Source organism: Phycicoccus sp. CSK15P-2 (assembly GCF_016888005.1).
GTDB lineage: Bacteria > Actinomycetota > Actinomycetes > Actinomycetales > Dermatophilaceae > Phycicoccus.
On record NZ_JAFDVE010000023.1, the window covers coordinates 129099 to 147038 of the forward strand.

The window sequence follows — 17940 nt, forward strand, 5'->3', positions numbered from 1 at the left end:
CCCGGCCGCTCAGCCGCCGAGCGCCGTCCGGACCGCCCCGACGAGCTGGTCCACGCCGAGGGCGAGGAAGGCGAACGCGCACAGCCCGAGAAGGGTGTTGGCCACGGGCCCGTTACGCCACCGGTCCGGTACCCGGGCGGTGTTGAGGATCCACAGCAGGGTCACCGCCATGAACGGCATGAACAGCGCCCCGAGCACGCCGTAGGCGAGGATGAGGTACACGGGCCGGCCGAGCATCATGAGCACCACCGGGGGGAAGGTCAGCCAGAGCACGTAGGCCTTGTAGAAGCGCCCCCCGGCCGCGCGGTCCGCGTGGTCGGCGGGCAGGCCACGGACCTCGCCGGCGAAGTCGGCGAACATCAGGCTCACGCCGTTCCACACGCCGACGAGCGAGGACATCGCCGCGGCCCAGAAGCCGACGACGAAGAGCGTCCCGGCGGTGTCTCCGTAGCGCTGGGCGAGGACGTCCCCGAGCTGGACCAGGCCCTCACTGCCGGTCTCGAGGGCGATGCCGGCCGAGTACAGGAGCTCGGCACCGACCACCAGGGTCGCGACGACGAACAGTCCCGTGACGACGTACGCCGTGACGTTGTCGAGCCGCATGACCCGCATCGCGCCCTCGGTGCGCCAGCCCTTCTCGCGGACCCAGTACCCGTAGGCCGCGAGCGTGATGGTCCCGCCCACGCCGCCGGCGAGGCTGAGGACGTAGACCGTCGACCCGTCGGGCAGCACGGGCACCAGGCCGCCGAGCAGCTCGGGCAGGTTCGGGACGGTGAGCGCGGCGGCGACGACCGTCGTGACGAACATGAGGAGGACCAGGGCGCTCAGCACCCTTTCGAAGGGCAGGTACCGGCCGGTCCACACGACCGCGAGCCCGACGAGGGCCGACAGCACGCCCCACACGGTGACGGACAGCGCGGGGAGGAGGCTGTGCAGCGCCAGGCCCGTGCCGGCCATCGCGGCGGCCCCGTAGACGAAACCCCAGACGACGATGTACGGGCCGAAGTACCAGGTGGTCCAGCGGCCGAGGCTGCGCCATCCCTCGAAGACCGTCCGCCCGGTGGCGAGCGTGTACCGGCCCGCGCCCTCGACGAGCACGACCTTCATCACGCAGCCGAGGACGACCGCCCAGAGGAGGGTGTAGCCGTACCTGCTGCCCGCGACCATCGTCGCGACGAGGTCCGCGGCGCCGACGCCCGTCGCGGCGACGACCAGCCCGGGACCGACGAAGCGGTAGCGGGGTTCCGTCCCGGCGGTCCTCTCCGTGGCCGGGTCGCCGACACTGCTGCCCATCGTGATCTCCTTCGACCGGGCCCGCACCGTCGCGGGCACGTCCCAGCATGGGTCGCGCGGGCCCCTGGCACCAGGCGGACGGGCTTAGGGTGCATCCCGTGGATGCCGACGTCGTCGTCGTGGGAGCCGGGCTGGCCGGGCTGGTCGCCGCGTGCGAGCTCGCGGACGCAGGCTGCTCGGTGGTCCTGCTCGACCAGGAGTCCGAGGCCAACCTCGGGGGCCAGGCGTGGTGGAGCTTCGGGGGCCTGTTCCTCGTCGACTCGCCCGAGCAGCGACGGCTGGGCGTCAGGGACTCCCTCGACCTCGCGTGGCAGGACTGGCAGGGCGCCGCGGGCTGGGACCGCCTGACCCTGCCGGACGGCTCGCCCGGACCGGACCACTGGGGCCGGGAGTGGGCGCGCTCCTACGTCGAGTGGGCCGCGGGGGAGAAGCGGGCCTGGCTGCGTGGGCAGGGCGTCTCGTTCGTCCCCTTCGTCGGCTGGGCCGAGCGCGGCGACGGCACGAGCGGTGGGCACGGCAACTCCGTCCCGCGTTTCCACATGGCATGGGGCACAGGGACCGGCCTCGTCGCGCCCTTCGAGCGGCGCATCCGCGAGCACATGGCCGGAGGCCGGGTCTTCTACCGTCCGCGCCACCGGGTCGACGGCCTCGTGACGACGGGTGGCGCGGTGAGCGGAGCCCGCGGGTCGGTGCTCGCGCCCGACGACGCCGCGCGTGGGGTCGCGTCGAACCGCGACGTGGTGGGGGAGTTCGAGTTCGGCGCCCAGGCGGTGTTCGTCACCTCCGGCGGCATCGGCGGGGACCACGACCTCGTCCGGGGTAACTGGCCCGACCGGCTCGGGACCGCTCCGGACACGATGCTCACCGGGGTGCCGGCGCACGTGGACGGCCGGATGCTCGCGATCACCGAGCAGGCCGGTGGCACGGTCGTCAACCACGACCGGATGTGGCACTACGTGGAGGGCGTGCGCAACTGGGACCCGGTGTGGCCCGGCCACGCCATCCGTATCCTCCCCGGGCCGAGCGCGCTGTGGTTCGACGCCCACGGCGACCGCCTCCCGAGCCCCTACCTGCCCGGCTTCGACACCCTGGGCACACTGGGCCACCTCCGGCGCTCCGGTGCCGACCACTCGTGGTTCGTCCTCAACCGGTCGCTCGTCGGGAAGGAGTTCACGCTCTCCGGGTCCGAGCAGAACCCCGACCTCACCGAGCGCCGCTACCGTGACTTCCTGCGCCGCCCGGTCACGAAGGTGCAGCCGTCCGTCCGGGCGTTCCTCGAGCACGGCGAGGACTGGCTGACGGCCGACACCGTCGGCGCCCTCGTCGCCCGGATGAACGAGCTCGAGCCGGACTTCCACGTCGACCCCGCCCACCTGGAGCGTCAGGTCGTCGAGCGTGACCGGCAGGTCGACAACCCGTTCACCAAGGACACCCAGGTCGCGGCCCTACGGGTCGCGCGGCGCTACCGCGGCGACCGGCTGACCAAGCGTGCGTACCCGCCGCACCGCATCCTCGACCCGAAGCACGGGCCGCTCGTCGCGGTCCGGCTGCGGGTCCTGTCCCGCAAGACCCTCGGTGGGCTGCGCACCGACCTCTCCGGGCGGGTGCTCGACGCGGGAGGCCGTCCGGTGCCCGGCCTCTACGCCGCCGGTGAGGTCGCCGGGTTCGGCGGGGGCGGGATGCACGGCTACCGGTCGCTCGAGGGGACGTTCGTCGGTGGCTGCCTCTTCGGCGGTCTGCGGGCGGGACGCGCGGCCGCGGCGGCCCTCCGGTAGACGCGTCCTCCCGCCCTGACGCCGACGGGTGGGCTGCATGACGCGGGGACGGCGCGCCCGCGCCCGCAGGGCCCCGTGGGCCGTCCCGTCCGCGGACCCCTTCGTCGTGTCCTCCCCCGCGTCATGACCCGCCGGGGGCGACGTCCTCATCCACGACGGGGCCACCGGGCGGAACGCGCCCGACCCGTCCGGGAGTACCCACGACCCCGGGCAGTCGCCCGGGACCAAGGAGAAATCGCATGAAGTCACGTCTCATCGGACTCGCCACGACCTTCGCCCTGGGCGGCGCACTCGCCCTCGGACCGGGCGCCATGAGCGCCTCCGCGGCCCCGGCGGCCGTACCGGCCACCCCCGCGGTCGCCACCGCCGCACCGGCGGAGACGTCGGTGCCCGTCACCGGCACGCTGGAGGACGGCACGGCCTTCACGGGCGAGATCAGCGACCTGTCGGCCTCGGTCGTCGACGGCGCGGTCACCGTGGCCGGCACGATCACCGGGACCGGGCTGCCCACCGAGGGGGCGGCGTTCGCGGCGCCCGTCGAGGACCTCGCGGCCACGGCCGGATGCTCGATCCTCGACCTCGACCTCGGGCCGCTGAACCTCGACCTGCTCGGTCTCGTCATCGACCTCGCGCCGGTGGAGCTCGACATCACCGCCGTGCCGGGTGCGGGGAACCTCCTCGGCAACCTGCTGTGCGCGCTCGTCGGGCTCTTCGACGGCCAGGGGGTCCTCAGCGGCATCATCGCTGCCCTGCTCGACCGGCTGTTCTCCGCCCTCGGACTCTGACCGGGTCCGCTGGGGTTCCGGCGGCGGCACCGTGGACGCCCCACGGTGCCGCCGCCGGCCCGCCGGAGGGTGGCGCCGCGAGGCCCCGCAGCCCCTCTCAACAGGCACGATGCAGGTCCTCGGGCTAGCGTCGAGCCTCGTGGACGACACAGTGCTCGACGGGTCGCGGCACCACCGCCGCACGTCCGGCACGCCGGTCGACGGCACCGCGGTGGCCGACCTCGAGCCGATGCTGCGCCGCATCGTCGTGGCCCGCCTGGGGGACCATCCCGCGGCCGAGGACCTCGTCCAGGAGACGCTCGTGCGCGTCCTCGACGCGCGCGACCGCATCGAGCCGCGGATGCTCGAGCCGTACGCCATCGCCACCGTGCGCAACGTCATGGCGACGATGTGGCGGGCCGAGGGGCGGGAGGAGCGCAACCGGCACCGGGCTCACGACCCCGGGGTCCCGGACCCCGCCGACGCGCACCTGCTCGAGGAGGAGGAGCGCCTCGCGCTCCGCACGGCCGTCGGCCGGCTCGACCGCGACGAGCGTGCTGCCCTCGTCGCCCACGACGTCGACGGGCAGGACACCCGTTCACTCGCCGAGGAGGCCGGCTCGACCGCGGGTGCCGTCGCCGCTCGGCTCTCCCGCACGCGGGCCCGGTTGCGGGTCGAGTACCTCCTGGCGCTCGAGCAGGTCGAGCCTCCGACCGAGCGCTGCCGGTCGGTTCTCCTCGCCGTCTCCGCCGCCGACCGGCGGCGGCAGCGCGAGCTCGGCGCCGCGCAGCACCTCCTGGAGTGCGAGGACTGCGGCCGGCTCAGCGTGCCCCTCCTGCGACGTGCGCCCGCCCGGGACGACGAGACGCGGGTCGCCATCTCCGCGGATCCCGACATCGTCACGGCGCGCCGGGCCGCCCGGGCGGTCGCGGCGCGGGCGGGGCTCACCGGCGCCGACCTGACGCTGGTGGCGACGGCGGTCTCCGAGGTGGCGCGCAACATCGTCCGCTTCGCCGTGCAAGGGGAGGTCGTCATCGAGCTGCTCGACGGGCCCCGGCCCGGGGTGCGCATCGTGGCGCGGGACGCCGGCCCGGGCATCGCCGACCTCGAGCAGGCCCAGCGGGACGGCTACAGCACGTGTGCCGGGCTCGGGCTCGGCCTGCCCGGGGCGCGACGGCTCATGGACGACTTCGACATCGTCTCCACGCCCGGGCAGGGGACGACGGTGTCGATGACGAAGTGGATCCCGAGGAGGACATGACGGTGGGTGACCCGACCGAGGTCGAGGGCGCGGCGAGCGAGCCGGCCGAGGACCTGCTGACCCAGCTCGTCGCGCACCTGCGCGAGCACCGGGAGCGGCTGCGCGACCAGTGGATGTCGCGGATCCGCGAGGCCGGCCTGCTCCAGGCGATGACCCCACAGGAGATGGGGGCCGAGACGACGTCGGTCTACGACAACTACGTGGAGGTCCTCGAGACGGGCAGCGTCGAGGCCCTGCAGCGCTACGCGCGCGACCTCTCGGAGCGGATCATCCCGCGCGGCGTGGAGACGCACGAGGTCGTCGGCATCGTGCTGCTCCTGCGCGACGTCCTCGCCCGCTCCCTGTTCGAGAAGTACCAGCGCGACTTCGCGCTGCTCAACCGGATCCTCGACGCCTACGAGCCGGCCGCCAACCGCATCGCGAACACCGTGGCGGTGAGCTTCGTCGAGGAGCGCGAGCGGATCATCCGCAAGCAGCAGGACGCGATCCGCGAGCTCTCGACCCCCGTGCTCCCCGTGCGGGAGCGGCTCCTCATCCTCCCGATCATCGGGGTCCTGGACAGCGAGCGTGCCGGTCAGCTGACCGAGCAGCTGCTCGGGGCGATCCGCACGCACCGGGCCAAGGTCGTCGTCGTCGACGTCACCGGCTCGCCGGAGGTCGACCAGACCGTGGCGAACCATCTCGTCCAGACCGTCGAGGCCTCCCGGCTCATGGGCGCCAGCGTCATCATCACGGGGCTCTCGCCCGAGATCGCCCGTACCCTCGTGCGGATCGGGGTCGACCTGAGCAAGATGAACACCATCGGCGACCTGCAAGGAGGCATCGAGGAGGCCGAGCGGTTGCTCGGCTACCGCGTGACGCGACGGAACGACGTGGCTGACGGCCCGTGAACGACGGTCCGGCCCTCGTCTCCATCCTGCGGCAGGGTGACACGCTCGTCGCGTCGGTCCACACCGCGCTGGACGACTCCGAGATGGTCCGGTTCCAGGAGGACCTCGTCCGCCAGATCGGCGAGCACCGGGCGCGCGGCGTCATCATCGACGTCGCCGCGCTCGACGTCCTCGACAGCTTCGGGAGCCGGACGCTGCGCACCATCGCGGAGATGGCGCGGCTGCGCGGCGCGCTGACGGTCATCGTCGGCATCCAGCCGGCCGTGGCGTACGCGATGGTGCGGCTCGGTACCGGTCCCGGCGAGGTGCCGACGGCCCTGGACCTCGAGGAGGGGCTCGCCCACCTCGCCAGGGCCCGGGACCCGGGCGGGGGCGGGAGCGTCCGATGACCTCGGACGACCTGGTCCGCGACTACCGGGCGGCCTTCCTCCGGCACCTCGCCCGCCGCGACGAGGACTCCCTCGCGTACGGGTACGCGCTCGGCCGGCGCGCGCTCGAGGGCGGCGCCGGGCTCCTCGACCTCGTCCGGGCCCACCACGTCGTCCTCGCCGAGGTCAGCGGTCCCCGGGAGGACCCCGCCGCGACCACCGAGGCGGCCGCCGAGCTCCTCACCGAGGTTCTCGCCAGCTACGAGATGGCCCGGAGGACACCTGAGTCGACGTTCTGAGCGTCCGGCCCCCGACGGTGCACAATCGGCGCATGGTCATCGCCTACGTCGTCATCGCGCTCTTCCTGTCCGTCGCCCTGGTGCTGTCCGCCGTCGGCAAGGTGCGCCGCATGGAGCAGGTCGTGGAGAACCTGTCCAAGGCTGGTGTAACGGATGGGATGTACCGGCCACTCGCCGCGGCGGAGGCCGCAGGTGCGGTCGGGCTCGTCCTCGGGATCTGGGTCCCGTGGCTCGGGGTCCTCGCGGCTGCCGGGGTCGTCCTGTACTTCCTGGGAGCGGTGGGCTTCCACGTGCGTGCCAAGGACCCGGGGTTCGGACCCGCGGCGTTCCTCGGTGCCTTGGGCGCGGCTGCGCTCGTCCTGCGGCTCCTGTCGGCGTGACGGCCGGCGCGGCTGCTGCGTCGGTGCCGCGCGAGCCGGCGACGGGTCGGCACCACGCGGGGGCCTGGGGGCTGCTCGGCGCGTTCGCGCTGCTCGTCGCGACGACCCAGGTGCTGTGGCTGACGTTCGCGCCGGTGACCGTGGAGTCGGCACGGGTTCTCGGGGTCTCCGAGGGGCTCGTCGGCGACCTCGCCGTCGTCAACCCGCTGCTCTTCGTCTTCCTCGCGCTCCCCGCCGGGCGCCTCGTCGACCGTGCCCTCCACCTCACCCTGTCCGCGGGGGCGGTGCTCGTCCTCGTGGGCGCGCTCGTCCGTCTCGTCGACACCGCGGCCTACGGCTGGCAGCTCGCCGGGCAGGTCCTCGCGTCGGTGGCCCAGCCGCTCGTCCTGGCGGCGACGACGGCCGTCGCGGCGCGGTGCTTCCCACCGGCGGAGCGGACGGTCGCGATCGCGGTCGGCAGCGCGGCCCAGTTCGTCGGCGTGCTCGTCGGGGCGCTCTGCGGCGGCCCGCTCTTCGCCGCCGGTGGGCTGGACCTCCTGCTCACGGTGCACGCCGGGATCGCCGCCGTCGCCGCGGTAGCGACCCTCGTGATGCTCCGTGTGGCCGTCGTCGCGCCCGTGCCGCACCGGGAGCACGGGCTGCGCTGGCTGTGGCACGAGCCGCTCCTGTGGCGGCTCGGTGGTCTGCTCCTCGTCGGGGTCGGGGTGTTCAACGCCCTCGCGACGTGGGTCGACCCGGTCATGGCCGGTCTCGGCCACCAGGGGGCGGGCGGCCCGCTCCTCGCGGTCGCGACGGTCGCGGGCATCGCCGGCGCCGCGGTCCTGCCCGGTCCGGTGGCCGCACACCGCCGCCGCCGGACGATGCTGCTCGCCGCGACCGCGACCACCGGCGTCGTCTTCGTGGTCCTCGCCGCGGTACCCGTCCCCCTCGTCGCAGGGGTGCTGCTCGCGGTGCTCGGGTTCGTCCTGCTGGCCGGGCTGCCCGTGGCCCTCGACTGGTCCGAGGCGCACGTCGGCGTGGCACGCTCGGGCACGGCCACGGCCGCGCTGCTGCTCGCCGGAAACGTCGGCGGCGTCGTCCTCGTCCTCCTCGTCCAGCCGTTCATCGGGTCGCCGCGGGTGGCGTTCGCGGTCCTGGCGCTCGTCGCCGTGCCCGGGCTGTGGCTCGCGCACGGCCTGCCCCGGCGCGAGGAGCTCGCGACGGGCTAGAGGTACTGGCCGGTGCCCTCGACCGGGCCGCCGCCTCCCTGGCCCGAGGGCCGGGAGGCGTCAGGACCACCGGGCCCGGCCTGGCCCGGCTGCATGCCGGGTGGCAGCGCACGCATCTGCTGCAGCTGTGCCTGGGCGGCCATCTGCTGGGCGACGAGCGCGGTCTGGATGCCGTGGAAGAGGCCTTCGAGCCAGCCGACGAGCTGAGCCTGGGCGATCCTCAGCTCGGCGTCGGTGGGGGCGTCCTCGGTGAACGGGAGGGCGATGCGCTCCAGCTCCTCGACGAGCTCGGGTGCGAGACCGTCCTTGAGCTCGCCGAGGGACCGCTCGTGGACGTCGGCCAGACGGGCCCGGCCCTGCTCGTCGAGCGGCGCGCTGCGGACCTCCTCGAGAAGCTGCTTGACCATCGAGCCGATCCGCATCACCTTGGCCGGCTGCTCGACGAGGTCGGCGGGGTTGGCCGGACGAGGCTGCTGGGCCGGGTCGGCGTCGTGACCGTCGCCCGGTGCCTCCCGGGGTGCGACACCCATCCCGTCGGGGGTCACGACGACGACCTTGTCGTCGTCCCCGACGACGGTGGCGGGCACCTGACGTGGGGTGTGGTCGTCCTGCTGCTGCTCGCTGCGGGGCTGGTCGCTCATCCCTCCATCCTGCCCCGGCGAACCCGGATCCATGCATTGACATCGACTGTCGATATGTTTATCGTTTATCGATAACACATCGACGAACGATATGGAGCAGGCCATGCGATCCACACGCCGAAGCCGCCAGGACCCGTGGGGATTCGACCGCACCGACCGGTACGCGTTCGTCGGCCTCCTCGGGCTCGTCGTCCTCGTGCAGGCCGCCGTGTTGGTCGGTGTTCCCGCCGGAGCATGGGTACAGGGTGACCCGCTGCCCGTGCGGATGCTCGGACCCGTCACCGTCCCGGCACTCGACGCGGCCGGTGTGGGCTACGGCGAGGCCTCGTACGAGGTGGCGTTCGACGACCCGTCGGTGGGGCTGCGCCTCCTGGCCCTCGTTCCCGGCGTGCTGACCGTCGTCCTCGCGGCGTGGGCCACCTGGCTCGTGGTCGCCGTCATGCGTGCCGTCGCCTCAGGGGAGCCCTTCGCGCAGCCCACGGTGCGGCGGCTGCGGACACTCGCCGCGGTTCTCGCCATCGGAGCGCCGGTCGTCTCGTTCGTCGAGCTGCCGATCCATGGTGCCCTGCTGGGGGCGGCTCTCGACCCAGGGGGGCGGGAGGTCTCGTTCGCAGTGGACCCGCCCTGGGAGGCGGTCGTGGCTGGGCTCTTCGTCGCCCTGCTCGCCGAGGCGTTCGTCGTCGGCGGTCGGCTGCGCGACGACGTCGAGGGCCTGGTCTGATGCCGGTGGACGAGCCGCACCGCGTCGTCTGCCACCTGGACCGCCTCCTCGAGGAACGGGGGATGACGCTCGCCGCGCTCGCCGAGGCGGTCGGGGTGACGGTCGTCAACCTGTCGGTGCTGAAGAACGACCGGGCCAAGGCCATCCGCTTCAGCACTCTCACGGCGATCTGCGACGTCCTCGGCTGTCAGCCGGGCGACGTCCTGTCGCTCGACCCGGGCGAGTCCTGATGCGGCAGCCTCCGGTCGTGGCCGCCGACCGCGCGCGGCTTCGGACCGGAACCTCGGGTCGGGTACCCCGAACTTCGGGGTGCCCGACCCGAGGTTGCGGCACCAGGCGGGAAAGTGGAGTCCCGCTCAGGTGGCCCGGCGAGTCACCTGCGGGGCTCGGCGGATGCCGGCCGCCGCGAGGGCCGCGGCCACGAGCGGGACGAGCACGCCGACGACGAGCAGCGACATCCACGGGATCACGAGGATGCCGTCACCCGACACCGTGTCGCTGCCCGTGGTCGGGTCCCAGACCTGCGAGGTCAGCACCCGGGCAATGGCCACGCCGGGGACGAGCCCCACGGCCACGCCGAGCGCACAGCCCACGGCGGTGAGCAGGAACGCCTGGGCCGAGGCCATGACGCGCCGGGTGCCGCGGGTCGCGCCCAGTGCGGCGAGCGTCGCCTGGTCGGTCTGCTGCTCGGCGAGGGTGAGGGCCGTCGAGGTCAGCGCCACGACGAGGATGAGCACGCCGAACACGGTGAGCAGGATCGCGACGACGAGGCCGTCCGCCCGGCTGAAGCCGTCCTCGCGCTCGACGGAGGTCTCGTCGCCCAGGGTCTGCTGCAGCTTCTCGACCGTCTCGTCGGCCACCGGCGAGCCGTCCTCGGTGCGGACCGTCCACGTGGTCGCCTGGGTCGGCCACCCGGTGGTCGTCGGCGTGTCGGCGGCGAAGGCCAGGGTGCCGCCGAAGAGGCGTCCGGTGGTCTCCCTCGTCTCCGGCAGGTGCACGACCGGCACGGTGAGCTCGCGGGTGGCGCGGATGTCCGGGTCCGTCTCGGTGGCGCTCGTGGGGTCGACCGCGTAGTCGCCGATGGCGAGGCGTGCCGTCCCCGCCGGAAGGGCCGTGGAGACCGCTGCCCCGGCCCGGATCCTCTCCGCGTCGTCGGCCGGGACGTCGAGGCGGCGCAGGAGCTCGTCGGCCGGCAGGACCGCGACCTGGGTCCCGTTCACGCTCTGCGACCCGGCGACGGCGCAGCGCTCGTCCGGCTGCTGGCTCGAGACCCAGGCGACCGTGGCCTCCACCGAGCAGCCGTCGGGGACGATGCTGACGAACTCGGCCCGGTAGGCGCCCTCGGGCTGCGACCCGGTCATCATCGGGTCCCCGACGAACATCGGGTTGGCGGTGACGACGAGGCCCGGCGCGGCCCTCCGCACGGTGTCGGTGCCGAACCGGTCGTTCTCGTCCCATCGGTCGCTCATCCACGTGCTGACGACGACCTCGCCGGGCAGCGTGCGCGGCTGGTAGTTCTGGCGGGCCTGCTCGGTGTCCGAGGCCAGGCCGGTCAGCCCGAAGGTCAGTCCGGAGACGACCGCGAGGACCGCCGCCACGGACGGCGCGCTGCGGGCGCGGTGCCGGGCGAGGTCCCGGGCCGCCATCCGCAGGGCCGTGGGCATCCGGCTGCCCAGCCGTCCGATGCCCGCGAGGACCATCGGGACGAGGAGGAGCGAGCCGACGACGAGGACGACGGCGCCCATCACGACGAGGGTGCTCCCGTCGTCCGCGCCGCCCAGCCTGCCGACGACACCGGTCGCGCCGAGGGTGAGGGCCGTTCCGCCGAGGGTCATCACGGTCCCGAGCGCGAGGACGGCCATGCTCGGGCGCGGGGAGACGCTCTGGCCGCGCATGACCCCGACGATGTCCAGCCGGCCGAGGCGCCGGGCGGGGACGAGAGCGGCGACCATCGTCGACGCCGTGGCCGCGGCGGCGACCGCGAGCAGGGTCAGCAGGTGGACGTCCAACGGACCGTCGAGGGTGGGGTCGTCGGTGCTCCGGGTCCAGGTGACGATCCCGTACGCCAGCAGCACCCCGAGGGCGACGCCGGACACCGCGGTGGCCGCGCCGAGGACGAGTGCCTGGGCGAGGACAGTCCGCCGCAGCACCGGCGTGGACGCGCCGTTGCTGGCGGCGAGCGCGAGGGTGCGCCGCTGGCGCGCGGCGCTCACAGCGAACGCCGGGCCGACGAGGAGGGTCGTGGAGAGAAGGAGCATCGTCCCCGCGAGGCCGACCAGCAGTGCGGTGCGCCGGATGTCGCCGGACATCATCTCGCGCACCTGCGGGTCCAGCGTGCCGGTGGCCGGCGGCTCGGTGAGCACCGCACGGGAGGTGACGGCGAAGCCGTGCTCGTTGAGCCGCCGGACGTCGTCCCAGGTGACGGGGTCGTCCCCGAGGACGATCCAGCTGCCGAACGCGGCGACGTCCGGGGCGAGCCCACCCGCGGTCACGAGGCCGACGTCCGCGTACCGTACGCGGGCCTCGGCCACGCCGACGATCTCCAGGGTGCGTGTCGTCCCGTCGCTGCTCACCTGGACCGTGCCGGAGGAGGGGAGCCCGCGGGAGAGCGCGTGCGGGGTGACGAGGGCCTCGACCGGGGTGTCCGTGTCGGTCGTGGGCGGCTGCGGCCATCGGCCGGACCGGAGGGCCAGCTTCTCGCCGAGGCCGAGGCGGCCGTCCAGAGCCAGCGCCTCGAGCGATACCCGACGGTCGTCGACCGTGGTGCGGACGCTGAACCGGACGGACGGCGCGACAGGCGCGCCGACGAGGCGGGAGACCGCCTCCGCGTTCGCGAACGTCCCTGCGCCGGGCTCCAGGCCGGGGATCGGCTCCGCGGTCTGCTCCCCGGCCGAGAGGTACGCCAGCGACCCGGAGGGGTCGGGCCCCTGCACGACGGGGCTGCCGTCGGGTCCCTCGAGGAGTGCCTGTCCGGACCCCATCGTCCACGGGATCGCCTCGAGCCCGGTGACCTGCTGGGTGTTGGCCACGGTCACGGCGGCCGACAGCAGCATCGTGGGGAAGAGCACCATGACGACCACGAGGGCGCTGCGGCCCTTGTGGCGGCGGACGTCCCGGCGGGCCATCCGGAGGGCGACCGCCCAGGTGGAGCGCCACTGCGCCCAGCGGGAGGTGTCGCCAGGGTCGTCCGTGGGACGTTCGGCGGCCGCGGCGTCGGGCCGGGGAGGGGCGACGGTGCTCACCGGGGGCCGCCCGTCGCGAGCAGGTCCTCCGGCCGGTCCGCCCCACCGGTGGAGTCGACCACCGTGCCGTCGCGCAGGAAGACGACCCGGTCGGCCCAGGCCGCGTGCCGCGCCTCGTGCGTGACGAGCAGGCCGGCGACGCCCTCGTCGCAGCGCTCCCGGAGGACCCGGAGCACCTCCTCGCCGGTCTGGCTGTCGAGGGCGCCGGTGGGCTCGTCGGCGAGGACGAACCGCCGGGTGCCGACGAGCGCCCGGGCGATCGCGACGCGCTGCTGCTGGCCGCCGGACATCTGGTCCGGGTAGCGGTCGGACAGCTGCATGAGGTCCATGAGGTCGAGGGTGTGCCGCGCCTGGCGTCGGGCGAGGCGGGCCTTGGTGCCGTCGAGCTCGAGGGGGAGCGCGACGTTCTCGGCGGCGGTGAGGCTCGGGATGAGGTTGTAGTCCTGGAAGACGAAGCCCATCCGGCGCCGGCGCAGCTTGGCGAGGTCCCGTGGGCCGAGGTCACCGAGGACCTGCCCGCCGACGCTCACGGTGCCCGACGTGGGGCGGTCCAGGCCGCCGGCGACGTTGAGCAGGGTCGACTTGCCCGAGCCGCTCGGGCCCATCACGGCGACCAGCTCGCCGAGCTGGATCTCGAGGGAGACGTCGTCCAGTGCGGTGACCTCGGCCTCCCCCTCTCCGTGGACGCGGGTGACGCCGGAGACGACGACGTGTGGTGCGCTCATGACAGGGTCCCCTCCTGGTGGGCCGGGAGGTTCCCGGCGGTGTCGACGGTGACGATGTGCGGGTGCAGCTGCGCGCCACGGGCGTGGCGGGCCAGGACGGACTCGACGTGGTCGAGCCAGCGGACCTCGGCCTCGGCGGCGAACACGAGGTTCTCGAGCACGAGCAGCCAGGCCACGCCGTGCTCGGTGTCGGCGCCCTCGCCCGTCCCCTCCGCACGGTCCAGGGCGTCGCGCTTGAGCCGGGTGAGGTCGCGCAGGTGGCGCAGGGTGGAGGTGCGCTGGTGCTGGACGACCTGGGCGACGTCGACACCCGGGGCGGTCACGGCGAGCGCGAGCTTGATGGTCAGCTCGTCGCGCGGGGTGCTCGTGCGGTCGACCGGGGTGGTCCACCAGGTGTCGAGCTCGGCCCGGCCGGTGTCGGTGAGGTGATAGGCGATGCGCCCCTCGGCGTCGCTCTCGCCCACCTGCTCGACGAGTCCGTCCCGGACGAGCCGCTCGAGCGTGGTGTACACCTGCCCCACGTTGAGCGGCCAGGTGCCGCCGGTGCGTTCCTCGAACTCCGAGCGCAGCCGGGCGCCGTACGTGTCGCCCTCCGCGAGCAGGGCCATGAGCCCGAGCCGGACCGACATCGGGTCCTCCCTCCACCAGGTGCATACCCGGTATTCCCGGGCTGACGAGGGAATGTATACCGAGTATCACGTGTGACGTCAACCGGGCCCTCCGACCGGGTGGTGGCGCTCGGGCGGTCCGACGCGTGAGGATGGCGCCACCGGCCCGTCGACGAAGAGGTGTCCCGATGCTGGTCCCGATGACCGTGACCGACTTCATCGACCGTGCCCGCACGGTCTACGGCGACCGGGTGGGGGTCGTCGACGAGCCCGACCAGCCTGCCGGCCCGCTGCCGGACCTCACCTACGCCGAGCTCGCGGCGCTCGGCGCGCGGCAGGCGGCGAGGCTCGACGAGCTCGGCATCGCGGTCGGGGAGCGGGTCGCGGTCGTGTCGCACAACGCCGCGCGGATGCTCGTGTCCTTCTTCGGCGTCTGCGGCTCGGGGCGGGTGCTCGTCCCGGTCAACTTCCGGCTCAAGCCGGACGAGGTCCGCTACATCGTCGAGCACTCCGGGGCCCGGGTCCTGCTCGTGGACCCGGAGGTGGACGCGGCGCTCGCCGACGTGCCGGCCGAGCACCGCGTCGTCCTGGGCGACGACGACGCCCTCTACGCCCCCGAGGGGGTCACGCCCCGGCCGTGGGAGCCCGACGAGAACGCGACGGCGACGATCAACTACACGTCGGGCACGACGGCCCGGCCGAAGGGCGTCCAGATCACGCACCGCAACATCTGGACCAACGCCCTGACCTTCGGGTTGCACGCCGGGGTGTCGGACCGTGACGTCTACCTGCACACCCTGCCGATGTTCCACGCCAACGGGTGGGGGATGCCGTTCGTGGCCACCGGGCTCGGGGTGCGGCAGGTCGTCCTGCGCAAGGTCGACGGCGCCGAGATCCTGCGCCGGGTCGAGCAGCACGGCGTGACGTTCATGTGCGCCGCGCCCGCGGTCGTGGCGGCCGTGCTCGAGGCGGCGCAGTCCTGGGAGGGCGAGGTTCCCGGACGGGACCGAGTGCGGATCATCGTCGCCGGCGCGCCGCCGCCGACGAAGACCGTCGCTGGGGTCGAGGCCGAGCTCGGCTGGGAGTTCATCCAGATCTACGGGCTCACCGAGACCTCGCCGCTGCTGACGATCAACCGGCGGCGGACGGAGTGGGACGACCTCCCACCCGATGAGCGCGCCGAGCTGCTCGTACGGGCGGGGGCGCCCGCGCTCGGGGTGACGCTCTCGCTCTCGCCGGACCACGAGGTGCTGGCGCGGTCGAACGTGGTGCTCGAGGGTACTGGGAGCAGCCCGACGAGTCCGCCCGGGCGCTCGAGGACGGCTGGTTCCACACCGGGGACGGCGGGACGATCGGCGACGACGGGTACCTGACGATCAGCGACCGCAAGAAGGACGTCATCATCACCGGCGGTGAGAACGTGTCGTCCATCGAGGTCGAGGACGTCATCTTCAGCCATCCGGCCGTGACCGAGGTCGCCGTCATCGGCGTGCCGGACGAGAAGTGGGGCGAGACGATCAAGGCGCTCGTCGTCGTGGAGGCCGGGGCGTCGGTGAGCGAGGCCGAGATCGTCGCCTGGTGCAAGGAGCGCGCGGCGGGCTACAAGGCGCCGACGTCGGTCGAGTTCCGCGACGCGCTGGCCCGCACCGCGACGGGAAAGCTGCAGAAGTTCAAGCTGCGCGCGCCGTACTGGGAGGGGCGGGAGCGCCAGGTGAACTAGTGGTCGTCGTGGCCGCCGGACCCTAGCCCGCGACGATCCGGGCGACGAGTGCGACGGCGGCCGGGGCGGCCTGCACCCAGAGGATGCGGCGGCTCACCGTCGCCGCGCCGACCAGGCCGGCAGCGACGACGCACGCGAGGCCGAACACGGTGAAGGCGAACCGGTGCTCGGCCGGCCCGAGCAGGCCGAGGCCAAGGGCTGCCACGAGAAAGCCGTTGTACAGACCCTGGTTGGCGGCGAGAACCTTGGTCTCGGTGGCCTGCTCGCGAGTCGTCCCGAACACGGCCCGCCCGCGGGGGGTGTCCCAGAGCACCATCTCGAGCACGACGATCCAGACGTGGACCAGGGCGACGAGAGCGGTGAGCGCGACAGCGACGACGTGCATGCGGACTGTCTAACGCAACTGGAGGTGTCCGGCGAGGGTGGGCGTCCGGCGGCTGGACCGCGGGGGTGGGTCGCCGGCTGCGGAACCACCGGGGTCTCCGGCGGCTGGACCGCGGGGGCGGGTCTCCGGCGGCTGGACCGCGGGGGTGGGTCGCCGGCTGCGGAACCACCGGGGTCTCCGGCGGCTGGACCGCGGGGGCGGGTCTCCGGCCGCCGAACCACGAGGAGCCGGTGTCCGGACGTCCATGTGCTCCCGATGTCGGGCCACCCGCCCAGCATCCGGAGCACAGGTACGTGTGCTCCGAGCGCTGGGCCGGTGGCTCGGATGTCGGAGCATCCGGACGTCGCGGGACGAACCAGTGGTGTGGTGCTCGGTCCTCGGGTCGCCCGGCCCGGACCGGCGGCGGTGGGTTCGCTCGCGCGTTTCGGCCCGGACCGGCGGCGGTGGGTTCGCTCGCGCGTTCCGGTCGGCCGGCGCGCTGTTGTGGGCTGTCCGCGCCTCTGGCAGCCGATCGCGCTGTTTCGGGCCGTCCGCGCCCGGTCAGCCGACAGTGAGCAGGATCTTGCCGATCTGCCGGCTCGACTCGAGCTCCTCGTGCGCCGCGCGCACCTCGGCCAGCGGGTGCCGTGAGTACACGACCGGGCGCACCGTGCCGTCCTCGACGAGCGGCCAGACGTGCTCGCGCACCGCGGCGACGATGGCCGCCTTCTCCTCCCTCGGCCGGGCACGCAGCGACGTCGCGATGACCGCGCCGCGCTTCGCGAGCAGCGTCCCGAGGTCGAGCTCACCCGTGCGCCCGCCCTGCAGCCCGATGACGACGAGCCGTCCGTTCGGTGCGAGGACGTCGACGTTGCGCTCCAGGTACTTCGCGCCCATGTTGTCGAGGACGACGTTCGCCCCGGCGCCGCCGGTGGCTGCGCGCACCTCCTCGACGAAGTCCTGCTCGCGGTAGTCGACGAGCACGTCGGCCCCGAGCCCCCGGCACGCCTCGAGCTTCTCCGGCGACCCTGCCGTCACGGCGACGGTCGCCCCGACCGCCTTCGCCAGCTGGATAGCCATCGTCCCGATGCCGGACGACCCGCCGTGGACGAGAAACATCTCACCCGGCTGGAGGTTCGCCGTGAGGAACACGTTCGACCACACCGTGCAGACGACCTCGGGCAGCGCGGCGGCCTCGACGAGCGAGACCCCCGTCGGCACCGGCAGCAGCTGGCCCACCGGCACCCGCACCTGCTCGGCGTACCCGCCGCCCGCGAGCAGCGCGCACACCTCGTCCCCCTCGGACCACCCCTCGACACCCTCACCGAGCGCGGCGACCGTGCCGCTCACCTCGAGGCCCGGGACCTCGGACTCACCGGGCGGCGGCGGGTAGAACCCCTGCCGCTGCATCGAGTCGGCCCGGTTGACCCCGGCCGCCGCGACCCGGACGAGGACCTCACCCGGCCCGGCGGGCTCGGGGGCCTCGACGTCGGAGAGGGCGAGGGCCTCGGGCCCACCGGGCCGCGGGATCGTGACGGCGCGCATTGCCCCAGGCTAGGGCCTGTTACGAAAGTGGCTGATGGGGTTTGGGCGTGTCGTGTGGATTGAGGTGAAGCTCCCGGAGTAGCGCTGGTGGTGTCTACTCCGCCGCGCACCCCGGGAGCCTCGATGCCCACGATAG

General features: G+C 73.8%; 19 protein-coding genes. 12 read left to right on the forward strand and 7 right to left on the reverse strand.

All coding sequences use genetic code 11. The annotated features are described in order from the left end of the window. Positions 1–9 precede the first annotated feature (9 nt). Positions 10–1293: an Nramp family divalent metal transporter gene (locus tag JQN72_RS14110; RefSeq protein WP_204135758.1), complete on the reverse strand. Its 1284-nt coding sequence runs from the start codon at positions 1291–1293 to the stop codon at positions 10–12. Between the two features lie 98 nt (positions 1294–1391). Between JQN72_RS14110 and JQN72_RS14115 the strand changes: the two genes are divergently transcribed. The 8 genes from JQN72_RS14115 to JQN72_RS14150 all read left to right on the forward strand — a co-directional run bounded on the left by JQN72_RS14115 (position 1392) and on the right by JQN72_RS14150 (position 8238). After that, positions 1392–3068, forward strand: a complete 1677-nt coding sequence (locus JQN72_RS14115; RefSeq protein WP_307812699.1) for an FAD-binding dehydrogenase — start codon at positions 1392–1394, stop codon at positions 3066–3068. Positions 3069–3307: 239 nt separating this feature from the next. Beyond that, entirely contained in the window at positions 3308–3853 is a 546-nt protein-coding gene (locus tag JQN72_RS14120) for an ABC transporter substrate-binding protein (RefSeq protein ID WP_239100649.1), read from the forward strand. A gap of 139 nt (positions 3854–3992) precedes the next feature. After that, positions 3993–5093, forward strand: coding sequence for a sigma-70 family RNA polymerase sigma factor (locus tag JQN72_RS14125; RefSeq protein WP_307812701.1), 1101 nt, complete (start codon positions 3993–3995; stop codon positions 5091–5093). A 2-nt stretch (positions 5094–5095) separates the two neighbouring features. Continuing rightward, the gene (locus JQN72_RS14130) at positions 5096–5983 is read left to right on the forward strand and encodes an STAS domain-containing protein (RefSeq protein WP_307812702.1); all 888 of its coding nucleotides are present in this window, start codon (positions 5096–5098) and stop codon (positions 5981–5983) included. Beyond that, complete coding sequence (locus JQN72_RS14135; RefSeq protein WP_204135762.1) at positions 5980–6372, forward strand: STAS domain-containing protein; 393 nt, start codon at positions 5980–5982, stop codon at positions 6370–6372. The genes JQN72_RS14130 and JQN72_RS14135 overlap by 4 nt, the downstream gene beginning before the upstream one ends. After that, positions 6369–6650, forward strand: coding sequence for a phosphatase RsbU N-terminal domain-containing protein (locus JQN72_RS14140; RefSeq protein WP_204135763.1), 282 nt, complete (start codon positions 6369–6371; stop codon positions 6648–6650). Before JQN72_RS14135 ends, JQN72_RS14140 begins: the two co-directional genes overlap by 4 nt. A 32-nt stretch (positions 6651–6682) precedes the next feature. Further along, the gene (locus JQN72_RS14145; protein ID WP_204135764.1) at positions 6683–7030 is read left to right on the forward strand and encodes a DoxX family protein; all 348 of its coding nucleotides are present in this window, start codon (positions 6683–6685) and stop codon (positions 7028–7030) included. Further along, on the forward strand, positions 7027–8238 hold the full coding sequence (locus JQN72_RS14150; RefSeq protein WP_204135765.1) for an MFS transporter: 1212 nt from the start codon (positions 7027–7029) through the stop codon (positions 8236–8238). The genes JQN72_RS14145 and JQN72_RS14150 overlap by 4 nt, the downstream gene beginning before the upstream one ends. Here JQN72_RS14150 and JQN72_RS14155 read toward each other — a convergent pair. After that, a complete protein-coding gene (locus JQN72_RS14155) occupies positions 8235–8879 on the reverse strand; it encodes a proteasome activator (protein WP_374190899.1) in 645 nt (214 codons plus the stop codon). The two genes, JQN72_RS14150 and JQN72_RS14155, sit on opposite strands and share 4 nt — an antisense overlap. 103 nt (positions 8880–8982) lie before the next feature. On the opposite strand from JQN72_RS14155, the gene JQN72_RS14160 reads away from it, so the two are divergent. Next, the gene (locus tag JQN72_RS14160) at positions 8983–9600 is read left to right on the forward strand and encodes a DUF2975 domain-containing protein (protein ID WP_204135766.1); all 618 of its coding nucleotides are present in this window, start codon (positions 8983–8985) and stop codon (positions 9598–9600) included. Beyond that, positions 9600–9830 (forward strand): helix-turn-helix transcriptional regulator, encoded by a 231-nt coding sequence (locus JQN72_RS14165; RefSeq protein WP_204135767.1) that lies wholly within the window; start codon positions 9600–9602, stop codon positions 9828–9830. The genes JQN72_RS14160 and JQN72_RS14165 overlap by 1 nt, the downstream gene beginning before the upstream one ends. 126 nt (positions 9831–9956) lie before the next feature. Here JQN72_RS14165 and JQN72_RS14170 read toward each other — a convergent pair whose 3' ends face one another. The 3 genes from JQN72_RS14170 to JQN72_RS14180 are packed head-to-tail and all read right to left on the reverse strand — an operon-like array spanning position 9957 to position 14196. Next, positions 9957–12842 (reverse strand): FtsX-like permease family protein, encoded by a 2886-nt coding sequence (locus JQN72_RS14170; protein WP_204135768.1) that lies wholly within the window; start codon positions 12840–12842, stop codon positions 9957–9959. Beyond that, complete coding sequence (locus JQN72_RS14175) at positions 12839–13567, reverse strand: ABC transporter ATP-binding protein (protein ID WP_204135769.1); 729 nt, start codon at positions 13565–13567, stop codon at positions 12839–12841. Before JQN72_RS14175 ends, JQN72_RS14170 begins: the two co-directional genes overlap by 4 nt. Continuing rightward, a complete protein-coding gene (locus JQN72_RS14180) occupies positions 13564–14196 on the reverse strand; it encodes a PadR family transcriptional regulator (protein WP_204135770.1) in 633 nt (210 codons plus the stop codon). Before JQN72_RS14180 ends, JQN72_RS14175 begins: the two co-directional genes overlap by 4 nt. A 179-nt stretch (positions 14197–14375) precedes the next feature. Here JQN72_RS14180 and JQN72_RS14185 point away from each other — a divergent pair, with 179 nt between their 5' ends. Together JQN72_RS14185 and JQN72_RS18510 are read left to right on the forward strand one after the other, a co-directional pair. Then, positions 14376–15548 (forward strand): AMP-binding protein, encoded by a 1173-nt coding sequence (locus JQN72_RS14185; protein WP_239100650.1) that lies wholly within the window; start codon positions 14376–14378, stop codon positions 15546–15548. 47 nt (positions 15549–15595) lie between these two features. After that, entirely contained in the window at positions 15596–15895 is a 300-nt protein-coding gene (locus JQN72_RS18510) for a hypothetical protein (RefSeq protein ID WP_307812703.1), read from the forward strand. A gap of 22 nt (positions 15896–15917) precedes the next feature. Here JQN72_RS18510 and JQN72_RS14190 read toward each other — a convergent pair whose 3' ends face one another. Continuing rightward, positions 15918–16280 carry a DUF1304 domain-containing protein gene (locus JQN72_RS14190; RefSeq protein WP_204135771.1) on the reverse strand — a complete coding sequence of 121 codons (363 nt, stop codon included), beginning with the start codon at positions 16278–16280 and terminating at the stop codon, positions 15918–15920. A 540-nt stretch (positions 16281–16820) separates the two neighbouring features. Beyond that, positions 16821–17804, reverse strand: a complete 984-nt coding sequence (locus JQN72_RS14195; RefSeq protein ID WP_204135772.1) for an NAD(P)H-quinone oxidoreductase — start codon at positions 17802–17804, stop codon at positions 16821–16823. Between the last annotated feature and the right edge of the window lie 136 nt (positions 17805–17940).